The sequence below is a fragment of the Pseudomonadota bacterium genome (assembly GCA_027624955.1).
Lineage (GTDB): Bacteria > Pseudomonadota > Alphaproteobacteria > UBA828 > UBA828 > PTKB01.
On the sequence record JAQBTG010000064.1, the window covers coordinates 1 to 9936 of the forward strand.

The following is a 9936-nucleotide window of genomic DNA, read 5'->3' on the forward strand; positions in this document are numbered from 1 at the left end:
CCTGAACCATGGCGGGGGCCAGGAACGGGCTGTTGGCGCCGATATCGTGCTGCGCCGCGATGCCGGCACCGTGCATATCCGCTTTGGCGACACCGGCGCACGCTTCAATCCGCTCGATGCGCCGCCGCCCGGTCTCGAAGGTGATGCCGAAAGCCGCGCCGTGGGCGGCCTTGGCGTGCATCTTATCCGCCAGTTGACCACCGCGGCAGCCTACCGCCGCGCCGACGACCGCAACATCCTGGATATGGAGATGACGCTTCCCGCCGTGTCGGACCGAGCGCGTTTGCGAAGAAACCCGCGAGGCCCAAAGTTATGATGCTAAAGGACAAGACAGTCATTGTTACCGGCGGTGCCAGCGGCATCGGCAAGGCGATGGCGATTCGCTTTGCTGCCGAGGGCGCCCGCGTTGTTGTCGCTGATATGGCCCAAGAAAAAGCTGAGCAGGCCGCCAAACAGGCAGGGGGATTGGCCATCACCTGCGACGTCACCAGAGAAGCGGATATTCAAAACCTTGTGAGCCAAACCGAGCGCGACGTCGGCCCGATCGACATGTTTTGCTCCAACGCCGGGGTCGGATTCGGCGAGCCGGATTTGGTCACGTCGGCCAGCAATGCCCAATGGCAGACCAGTTGGGAGGTCCATGTCATGGCGCATGTCTATGCTGCCCGGGCCGCCCTGCCGGGCATGATCGCGCGGCGGAGCGGCTATTTTCTGCAAACTGTGTCCGCCGCCGGATTGCTCAACCAAATCGGCGATGCCGCCTATTCAACCACCAAACATGCTGCGGTCGGGTTTGCCGAATCCTTGGCAATCACTCACGGTGATGACGGCATCAAGGTTTCCATCATCTGCCCGCAATATGTCGCGACCCCAATGCTGGGCTATGCGGATGACGAAGAATTGGAATTGTCCGCCAGCGTTATCACGCCGCAACAGGTCGCTGACAGCGTGGTAGCTGGAATAGAGGAGGAGCGTTTTCTTATTCTCCCCCATCCGGTCGCCGAAAAATACCGCCAGCACAAGGCGGCTGATTATGGGCGCTGGCTAAATGGCGTTCGGCGCTTGCGGCGCGACATTATCGCTGAGATCGGCACCACCCGCGCGGAAGATATGCACAAGCTGATCTGACCCCGCAATGGGTGCGTGACCTCTTATTGGGCCGGCGTCCGCAAGCTCATATTGAGGCCGACGATGCCGATTACGATCAGCACGACGGAGCCGACCTTAAGCGCATTAATAGGTTCTTTGAACCAGATGACGCCGATAGCGGCGATCAGCGCAGTGCCTGCCCCGGCCCATATCGCGTAGGTCACGCTGAGTTCGAGCTTCTTCAGGGCAAAGGTAACCGCCGTGAAGCTCAGCCCGTAAAAAACAAAGATGAGGACGCTCGGCAGTGGCCGCGTGAAGCCCTCGGAGAGCTTCATGTTCGTCGTGCCCGCCACTTCCAGCACGATCGCGACTGCCAGTAATACCCAATGCATCCCTATCTCCTTTAAGGCGGCCCGCAGTTCTGCCGAGAAATTGATTCCGCAATCGCTCCTTCGTGCCATACAACCGCATCAAGGCCAACCGGGGATTTCCCGCCGCCGGAACCTCGCGCCAGGCGCCTGCTTCTCACGACAAAATTCTTGGTTTAAGGTTGCTCGTGATCGTCCGACGAGATCAGGAGGAGGGAAAAATAGCACCGCCAGTGGATAACACCGAGAATGCACCCAAGCGCGCCTCGCCCGGGCAGGTAGAAAATCGCTCTCCCGCTCAAATGATTGCAGCCATCCGGCAAGATCTGGATCTTGCGTTGCAGCACCACAATGCGGGCCGTCTACCTGAAGCTGAGAATATTTATCGACGGATATTGCAGGCCGATGCGCAGCAACCGGTTGCCTGGCATCTCCTCGGCGTGATCGCCCATCAGGTGGGCAAGGTCGACAGTGCCGTCGATCACATCGCCAAGGCTCTCGCCATCAGCCCCGATTATGTTGAGGCCCACAACAGCCTCGGCAATGCACTGAAGGACCTAGGCCGGGCCGATGCGGCGCTCGCCAGCTATCGCACGGCGCTCGTCCTCGCGCCAGATAGAGCCGAGTTGCATTGCAACCTCGGCACGGCACTTGCCGAGATCGGAGATCTCGATGCCGCCATCGCCAGTTTCCGGCACGCTGTTGCTCTCAAGCCTGATTTCGCCGAGGCCCATCGGCATTTGGCCGGGATAAAAAAGCATACGGACCATGACGGCGATATTCAGGCCATGGAATTGGCCTTTGCCAGGCCGGAACTCCCTGATGGGCAGCGAATGCATTTGGCGTTCGGCCTGGGAAAAGCGTTTGAGAATTTGCGCCAATACGACGCCGCCTTCAGCTTCTTCGCCGAGGGAAACCGCATCCGCAAAAATACCCGTCGCACCTCGGTCGATCTGCATGGCAATTTCTTCGCCAAGCTCGCTGAGGTCTGCGGCTCCTCCTTGTTCGCGCGCCATCCAGCGGCAGGATGCCAAGACGAAACACCCATATTCGTTGTTGGCATGTTGCGCTCGGGCACAACGCTGGTGGAACAGATTTTGGCCAGCCATCCGGAAGTCCATGGCGCCGGTGAACTGGATAGCTTAAGCCGAGTTATTTCCGCCACCGTAGGCTCGACGAATAGCGCTGACATTCCTGAGTGGATTCGCTGTGCAGAAAGCGTCCAGCTTGAACCTGCCGGACTGAACTATATCGCAGCCATTCGAAGCCGCGCCTCAGACTCGCGCTTCATTACCGATAAAATGCCGGGAAACTTCAAACATATAGGTTTGATCAAGCTGATGCTGCCACATGCGAAGGTGATTCATTGCCGGCGCGATCCGGCGGACACCTGCCTATCCATTTTTAAAACCTATTTCACGCAACAGCACGATCATGTGCATGACTTGGTTGATCTCGGGCGCTACTACCGCTTCTACGCTGAGTTGATGGCGCATTGGCATAGCGTTCTGCCCGGTTTCGTCCATGAAGTGGAATATGAAAAGATGGTTGCCGATCCTGCCGGAGAGACGAGAGCCCTGGTGGAATTTTGCGGCCTCGAATGGGATGACGCTTGTTTGGCGTTTCACCAAACGGTTCGCCAGGTGGCCACCGCAAGCGCCGGGCAGGTGCGCCGGCCGCTATACAAAGATTCCGTCCGGTTGTGGAAAAGATATGAGACGCAGCTGGCGCCATTGCTGGAAAGCTTGCGCGCCGGTGATCAAGACCGTCCCCAATCCTAGATTCTAAGGCACTCCGATCATGGCACTGGATATTCGCAAACTCACACCCGGCTTTGGCGCTGAAATTCGTTGCCGTGATCTCTCGCATCTCGGCGAAATCGAGTTCGGCGCTGTGCGCGACCTGTGGATCGAACATGGCATCCTGTTGTTCCGTGGCCAGGAATTAGACGAGGAGTCCCAGGTCGCGTTTAGCCGGCGTTTCGGCGCCCTCGAGATTCACGTGCGCACGGAATATCTCTCGCCGGAATTCCCTGAAGTGCTGCTTGTCTCAAACCTACAAAAACCCGATGGCGCGCCGCTCGGCATTCTGGCCGACCGGGACGTCGGCTGGCATTACGATCAAATCTATCTGGCGCAGCCGGCGCTGGGCTCGATGCTCCATGCCGTGAAGGTGCCGCCAGAAGGCGGGCGCACCTATTTTGCCGACATGGCGGCGGTCTATGCGGCCCTTCCAGATGATCTTAAACGGCGCATTGAGGGGCGCCGCGCCGTTCAATCCTATGAGCATTTCAACCGCTCTTTCAGCGTGCCGACCAGCAAGAGCCAGAAAGTTCGCACCCAAGACCTGTCGCATCCGATGGTGCGCACCCATCCTTACTCCAAGCGCAAATCACTTTATGTTTGCCCCGGCATGACGACCGAAATCCTTGGCCTCGAGGAAGCGGAAAGCCGTGAAATTCTCGATAGATTGTTCGAATTTTCCGTGCGGCCCGAATTCGTCTACGGCCATGACTGGCGCGCGGGCGATAGCATCCTGTGGGACAACGCGCGCAGCATGCATCGCCGCGATCCGTTCGATGCATGCCATCAGCGGCTGATGAAGCGCACGACCATCCTTCTGCCGGATGCATTAGCTGTGCCTTCTTGAGCGCCATCCGTCAGCGCCGGCTCGGTATCCTCCACTCTCGCGATGAACCGGCGCGGACCGATCCGCGGGTCACGTTCGCGGGTGGCGCAACGCCACCGAGCATCCGCACATGAACAAACGCATTATGGTATTCACCGACAGCCATATTCAGTGCGGTGTCGGCGTCAATATGGCGGCACTGCTGGAGGCTTTAATCGGGTGTGGCTACAGCGTTTCTTGCGCACAGCGCTATGAGGACACCGAATATCAGCGCCGCCTCGCGGCTCTGGGGGTTCAATATTATTGGTTCCCGCGTTCGCCGGATGAAGATATCGCGGGCTTTATCAATGACCATCAAACGCCGTACGAAATCTTCCGCCAGGCGCGCCCCGATTTGATTTACTGCGCCAACGGCGCGCCGGCGGGATGCTACGGTGCCGTCGTCGCGGCGCGGAAGCTAAATATTCCTTTCGTCATTAGCGAAGGGCTGATCGCCGAGCAGTTTCTTGGCGGCAATGACGCCGAGCGTGCCGCCCTCAAGCGTCACTATCTCGCGGCCCGCGCCGTCATTGCCATCAGCCAGGAAAATCTCGATTTTTTACGCACCCGCCTAGGTCTGCCGACAGATCTTGGCCACGTGATTCCGAACAGTGCCGCGGATACCTATTTCGAGCCTATGGATAAGGCAGTGCGCGCGGCGCGGCGCGGCCAACTCGGCGTTTCCGACGCCGATATACTCTGCTTCACGGCAGCCGGTTTAAGGCCGGTCAAGGGCTATGCCCAGCAGATACAAGCGCTGCACTATCTTGAAAAGCACGCCCTCTTCGCGCGCCTCAAATTCGCCTGGGCGGGGGACGGGCCCCTGCGCGAATTTCTCGAACAACAAACCGCCAAACATGGCTTTACCAACCAAATTCATTTTCTCGGCCATAGCTGGGAGGTGGCCAAATGGCTCGATGCCGCCGATATCTTCATTCTGCCGTCCCTGGGAGAGGGCATGCCGGCTGTTGTTTTGGAGGCCATGGCCAAGGGCCTGCCGGTAATCGCCACATCGGCCGGCGGCACGCCCGAAGCGCTCGGCGATTGCGGTCATCTGCTGCCCCAGATCGAGGACGACAACAGCCGCGCCCGCGCCCTGGCCGCGGCCATCTTGGACTGGGCCGACAACCCTGAGGCCCGCCGCCGCGCCGGCGCGCGTGGCCGCGCCCGCGCACAGGCCAAGTTCACTCGCAACCAAATGCTTGGCGCTTATCTCGATTTGATCGGGCAAAGTCTCGCCGCCGGTTGAACGGCGTGGCGAAACAATCCAGGAGGGCGGTTTTGTCGCCTGTCATTCTCGCGCTGCCCGATACCCTATGCTAGAGTTCGGCTGCTGAGCGAATGACTGAATGAACTGCGTGCAGGGCCTCGGTTAGCGCTTTGGAATGGCAATTACAGCAGTTCAAAACCATGCATCTGGGTGAGACATCGTGAGCGCGCGGGTTCCGCGCTGGCAACGCCGTGCGATCAATGTCGCGGCGTTTCGGGCACAGGCGCAGCGCGCGTTGCCGCGCGCCGTCTTTGATTTTGTCGATGGCGGGGCAGGCGACGAAACAACCATGCGCCGCAACGTCTCAGCGTTTGATAGCGTGCAGATAATGCCGCGCCCGCTGACCGGTGCTTCGGAGCGCGATCTTTCGATCTCACTATTCGGGCAGCAACTGTCGATGCCCGTCATGGTTGCGCCGACCGGCCTTGCCGGCTTGTTGTGGCCCGACGGTGAGGCCGCGTCGGCGCGCGCCGCAGCGGCAGCGGGCACGGCCTATTGCCTCAGCCATGGCTCGGTTTGCACGCTTGAAGAATTGGCCGCCACCGGCGCCGCGCCGCGCTGGATGCAGACCTATATTTATAAAGACCGCGAGCTAACCCGTGAGATTGCCGAGCGCGCGGCGGCGGCCGGCTATAATGCGCTGGTGGTCACCATCGATTGCCAGCTCGTCGGCAACCGTGAGCGTGACACCGCGAACGGATTCACCATCCCACCGCGGCTCAGCGCCGGTGAGGTTGCCGGCATGGCGTTCAAGCTGCCCTGGCTGATGCGCATGCGCAGCGCCATCCCCAAGATAACCTTCGGCAATTACCGGCGGCCCGGAAGCGGCGAAGATCTCACCGCGCTCGCCCATCGCATGCTGTCTCTGCCCGATCCCGGCTTTACCTGGGCCGATATCGAATGGCTGCGCGGGGTGTGGCAAGGCCCTCTAATTCTCAAGGGTGTTCTCCACCCGAAAGACGCCGCCGAAGCGGTAGCGCATGGTGTTGACGGCGTGATCGTATCCAATCATGGCGGGCGCCAGCTAGATGGCGCGGCGGCGGCGTTCGATGCGCTGCCCGGCATCGCCGAGGCGGCCGCCGGCGGCACAGCGGTGCTGCTGGATGGCGGCATTCGCCGTGGCAGTCATGTCGTCAAGGCGCTGGCGCTCGGCGCCGATTGCTGCCTCATTGGGCGAGCGCAGCTATGGGCGCTCGCAGTTGCCGGTGAAGCCGGCGTTGCTCATGCGTTGGAAATTTTTCGCCGCGAGATCGATCTCACGATGGGTTTGTCCGGGCTCTCGTCCATCGAAGCGATCGGCCCCGATATCCTGTTGAAGCGGGACGATTAAACGCCGGCGATGAAAGCGAGTTGCGGTCTTGCAGTGCGCAAATACAATCATCAAATAGGACTGAATGAGCAGGCGTATTTTTCGCGATTGCTCATGTAGCGACCGTCCTGAAACTAATCCCACCAAAAAGCTAAAAAGGAGATATCCATGGCTGTTACCATTCTGCTCGAAGTCAAGGCGAAAAAGGGCACCGGCAACGACTTGCTGGCGACGATGAAGGCGATTTTGCCCGACACCCGCAGCTATGACGGCTGCATCAGTTTGAATGTCTATCAGAATCAAGACGATAGCGATGTGATCGCGCTCGCCGAGAATTTTGAAAGCAAAGCGCATTACGAAAAATATGTTGCCTGGCGCGTGGAAACCGGTGTCATGCAACAGCTTGGTGACGCTCTGGCCGAGCCGCCGAGCATCCGCTTTTTCGATCTGACCGACGCATAAGGCAGTTCTGCGCCTTCCGTCCACAAACGGTACCGATTCGCCCGGCTTGGTTTAGCCGGGCGGGCGGGCCGTTGACGCCGCAGCCGCTTTCGCGCGGATGCGAGGGGCACGGCGACGGGGTTGTTGTCCGCCGCATTCTCGGGCCAACGTGTTGCCCAAGGTGACTCGAAAACAGTCAACTCTTGCGTCGGTCGACAGTTTTTTCCGCGCTAGGAGCAGCAGCTTTTATGGCTGACATCACGACATTGGAAGAAGCGGTCGATGGGTTGATCCATGACGGCGATACCGTTGCCATGGAAGGCTTCACCCATCTCATTCCCCATGCTGCGGGGCATCAGGTGATTCGCGCGGGAAAGCGCGATCTCACCGCCGTTCGCATGACGCCGGATCTAATTTACGATCAGTTGATCGGCATGAACTGCCTGAGCAAACTGATATTCTCCTGGGGTGGCAATCCCGGCGTCGGCTCGTTGTATCGTTTCCGCGACGCCATAGAAAAGGGCTGGCCGGCGGCGCTCGAAATCGAAGAGCACAGCCATGCTGATATCGCCAACGCTTATGTCGCCGGGGCGAGCGGCCTTCCATTCGCGGTTCTGCGCGGCTATGTCGGCTGCGATCTGCCCAAGGTAAATCCGGTGATCAAATCGATCACCTGCCCGTTCACCGGTGAGGAATTGGCCGCTGTGCCGGCCATCCGCCCGGACGTCACGGTGATTCACGCCCAGCAGGCTGATCGTCGGGGGAACGTCATGATGTGGGGCATTACCGGCGTGCAGAAGGAGGCAGTGCTCGCCGCCAAGCGTGTCATCGTTACGGTCGAGGAAATTGTCGAGAGCTTCGAATTAAAAGCAAATTCCGTCACCCTGCCGGGTTGGGTGATCGACGCCGTTTGCGTCGAGCCGGGTGGCTCTTATCCCTCTTACGCGCTCGGATATTATCAGCGCGACAACAGCTTTTATAAAGCCTGGGATGATATTTCCCGCGAGCGCGAGACGTTCGCGGCGTGGATGCAGCGCCATGTGCTGGACACGAAGAACTTTGCCGAACATACGCGAAGCGTGGCCGCCGAACAGGGAAGGGAAGCGGTCAATGCCGAATAGCGAATGGACCAGCGATGAAATGATGACCATTGCGGCATCCCGCCTGTTGCGCGATGGCGCGATTTGTTTTGTCGGCATTGGGCTCCCAAGTGCTGCCGCCAATCTTGCCCGCGCGACCCACGCGCCCGATGTCGTGCTGATTTATGAATCTGGCACCATCGGCGCCAAGCCGGAAGTGCTGCCGCTTTCCATCGGTGACGGCGAACTGGCGGAGACCGCCGATACGGTCGTCTCGACGCCGGAAATATTTCGCTATTGGCTGCAAGGCGGGCGCGTTGATGTCGGATTTCTCGGCGCCGCGCAGCTCGACCGATTCGGCAACATCAATACCACCGTGATTGGCGATTATGACGCGCCCAAGGTGCGCCTGCCTGGCGCCGGCGGCGCCCCGGAAATCGCGGCCTGTGCCGGCGAAGTGCTGATCATCTTGCGCCAATCGCCGCGCACCTTCGTCGATAAATTAGCCTTCGTGACCTCTGCTGGGCATGCCGATGGTGGCAATTGGCGGGCCAAGGCCGGTCTTCCCGGCAAGGGGCCAACGGCAATTATCAGCGATATTGGAATCCTGCGCCCCCATCCGGAAACACATGAATTGATATTGACCGACCTTCACCCCGGCCACAGCGTGGCGGAAGCCGAGGAAGCCACTGGATGGCCGCTCAAACATGCTGAGCAGTGCACCGAGACGTCGCCGCCCAGCGCCGTAGAACTCGCGGCGCTGCGCGACCTGAATGAACGCACAGCGCGCGCACATTTGGGCGGCTGAATGATGAGTCGAGCAAAATTCGGACCGTAAGGCAGAAGCGAAGCTGGTGTATTTGGTATCGGTAACTTGAACCAGATTTGGTATTTTTTCTGAGATATTGCCCCGAACGAATATTTTTTTCGTGCTTACAATATAGCCAGAAAATTGCACTCGTCGGCCGTATTCGGCTTGATAATCGACGGATAAAGGCCCGGCATTGCCGACATCGGCAGATCCGTCCCGATATAAAACTCTCGCGGATCAGCAACACCCTGGGCTTCAGCGACGAAATGGACAATCGCGTCGTCGAAACAAATCACCATGGCCGCAGGTATCGCAAAAGGCGACCGTGGTCGCACCAAAAGCAATCTCGAAGTCCTTCATGCTCCTAAACGCGTCCGTCATCGCGGCATGAGTCGTTTGGTCTTCTTCGTCGTAGCTGCCGCGCGTTTGGTCGGATCAGGTTGCGCGTGATCCCCGGTTATCACAGCGACATGTCTTGATGGATCCATTCATCGGTTCTCGCGATGTGTCGCCGGATGGCAGTTTCACGACCTGCGCCTCCCGACCAGTACGGGAAAAGACGGCGCTAACCGCGCCCCCGCTGTGCGATCAACTTGCTGATATATATGATCGCATGGTGTCAGCCTCAGCTTGAACCTCGTCCAACCGAAGCTTGACAATGTCTCGGATGCTCACCATACCCGCGAGTTTTTCGTCGTCGACTACGGGAATGTGGCGAATCCCCTTGTCATCCATAAGGGCCATGACACCCGCGACGGGATCATTGGCTGTGCAGGTAACGACGTTGACGCTCATCAAATCCTGAACCGCATGCTGCAACACTTCTGGACCGAATGTCCGTCGTCATATAATTTGGAACAATCTACGGCCTGATCTAAAGGAGGATTTGGCCCACCTGGTTC

General features: G+C 59.2%; 11 protein-coding genes. 9 read left to right on the plus strand and 2 right to left on the minus strand.

Going from position 1 to position 9936, the window contains the following annotated elements; genetic code table 11:
* Together O3A94_16450 and O3A94_16455 are read left to right on the plus strand one after the other, a co-directional pair.
* A partial coding sequence (locus O3A94_16450; protein ID MDA1357842.1) for an ATP-binding protein occupies positions 1–316 on the plus strand: 316 nt, incomplete at its 5' end.
* A complete protein-coding gene (locus O3A94_16455; protein ID MDA1357843.1) occupies positions 313–1128 on the plus strand; it encodes an SDR family NAD(P)-dependent oxidoreductase in 816 nt (271 codons plus the stop codon). The genes O3A94_16450 and O3A94_16455, both read left to right, overlap by 4 nt.
* A 23-nt stretch (positions 1129–1151) precedes the next feature.
* Here O3A94_16455 and O3A94_16460 read toward each other — a convergent pair whose 3' ends face one another.
* Positions 1152–1481: a multidrug efflux SMR transporter gene (locus O3A94_16460; protein ID MDA1357844.1), complete on the minus strand. Its 330-nt coding sequence runs from the start codon at positions 1479–1481 to the stop codon at positions 1152–1154.
* 209 nt (positions 1482–1690) lie between these two features.
* Here O3A94_16460 and O3A94_16465 point away from each other — a divergent pair, with 209 nt between their 5' ends.
* From O3A94_16465 to O3A94_16495, 7 genes are all read left to right on the plus strand, one after another.
* Entirely contained in the window at positions 1691–3238 is a 1548-nt protein-coding gene (locus O3A94_16465) for a sulfotransferase (GenBank protein MDA1357845.1), read from the plus strand.
* A 19-nt stretch (positions 3239–3257) separates the two neighbouring features.
* Positions 3258–4106, plus strand: coding sequence for a TauD/TfdA family dioxygenase (locus O3A94_16470; GenBank protein MDA1357846.1), 849 nt, complete (start codon positions 3258–3260; stop codon positions 4104–4106).
* A gap of 109 nt (positions 4107–4215) precedes the next feature.
* Complete coding sequence (locus O3A94_16475; GenBank protein ID MDA1357847.1) at positions 4216–5373, plus strand: glycosyltransferase family 4 protein; 1158 nt, start codon at positions 4216–4218, stop codon at positions 5371–5373.
* Between the two features lie 181 nt (positions 5374–5554).
* Positions 5555–6724, plus strand: coding sequence for an alpha-hydroxy acid oxidase (locus O3A94_16480; protein ID MDA1357848.1), 1170 nt, complete (start codon positions 5555–5557; stop codon positions 6722–6724).
* A 147-nt stretch (positions 6725–6871) separates the two neighbouring features.
* Entirely contained in the window at positions 6872–7165 is a 294-nt protein-coding gene (locus O3A94_16485; GenBank protein ID MDA1357849.1) for an antibiotic biosynthesis monooxygenase, read from the plus strand.
* Between the two features lie 227 nt (positions 7166–7392).
* Entirely contained in the window at positions 7393–8265 is an 873-nt protein-coding gene (locus O3A94_16490; protein ID MDA1357850.1) for a CoA transferase subunit A, read from the plus strand.
* The gene (locus tag O3A94_16495; protein MDA1357851.1) at positions 8255–9031 is read left to right on the plus strand and encodes a CoA-transferase subunit beta; all 777 of its coding nucleotides are present in this window, start codon (positions 8255–8257) and stop codon (positions 9029–9031) included. The genes O3A94_16490 and O3A94_16495 overlap by 11 nt, the downstream gene beginning before the upstream one ends.
* Before the next feature lie 125 nt (positions 9032–9156).
* Here O3A94_16495 and O3A94_16500 read toward each other — a convergent pair whose 3' ends face one another.
* Complete coding sequence (locus O3A94_16500; protein MDA1357852.1) at positions 9157–9333, minus strand: hypothetical protein; 177 nt, start codon at positions 9331–9333, stop codon at positions 9157–9159.
* Positions 9334–9936: the final 603 nt, after the last annotated feature.

Excerpts from the sequence above, each read along its gene's own strand:
- O3A94_16455 (MDA1357843.1), top strand. The coding sequence starts at position 313 with ATGATGCTAAAGGACAAGACAGTCATTGTTACCGGCGGTGCCAGCGGC.
- O3A94_16460 (MDA1357844.1), bottom strand. The coding sequence starts at position 1,481 with ATGCATTGGGTATTACTGGCAGTCGCGATCGTGCTGGAAGTGGCGGGC.
- O3A94_16470 (MDA1357846.1), top strand. The coding sequence starts at position 3,258 with ATGGCACTGGATATTCGCAAACTCACACCCGGCTTTGGCGCTGAAATT.
- O3A94_16475 (MDA1357847.1), top strand. The coding sequence starts at position 4,216 with ATGAACAAACGCATTATGGTATTCACCGACAGCCATATTCAGTGCGGT.
- O3A94_16485 (MDA1357849.1), top strand. The coding sequence starts at position 6,872 with ATGGCTGTTACCATTCTGCTCGAAGTCAAGGCGAAAAAGGGCACCGGC.
- O3A94_16490 (MDA1357850.1), top strand. The coding sequence starts at position 7,393 with ATGGCTGACATCACGACATTGGAAGAAGCGGTCGATGGGTTGATCCAT.
- O3A94_16495 (MDA1357851.1), top strand. The coding sequence starts at position 8,255 with ATGCCGAATAGCGAATGGACCAGCGATGAAATGATGACCATTGCGGCA.
- O3A94_16500 (MDA1357852.1), bottom strand. The coding sequence starts at position 9,333 with ATGGTGATTTGTTTCGACGACGCGATTGTCCATTTCGTCGCTGAAGCC.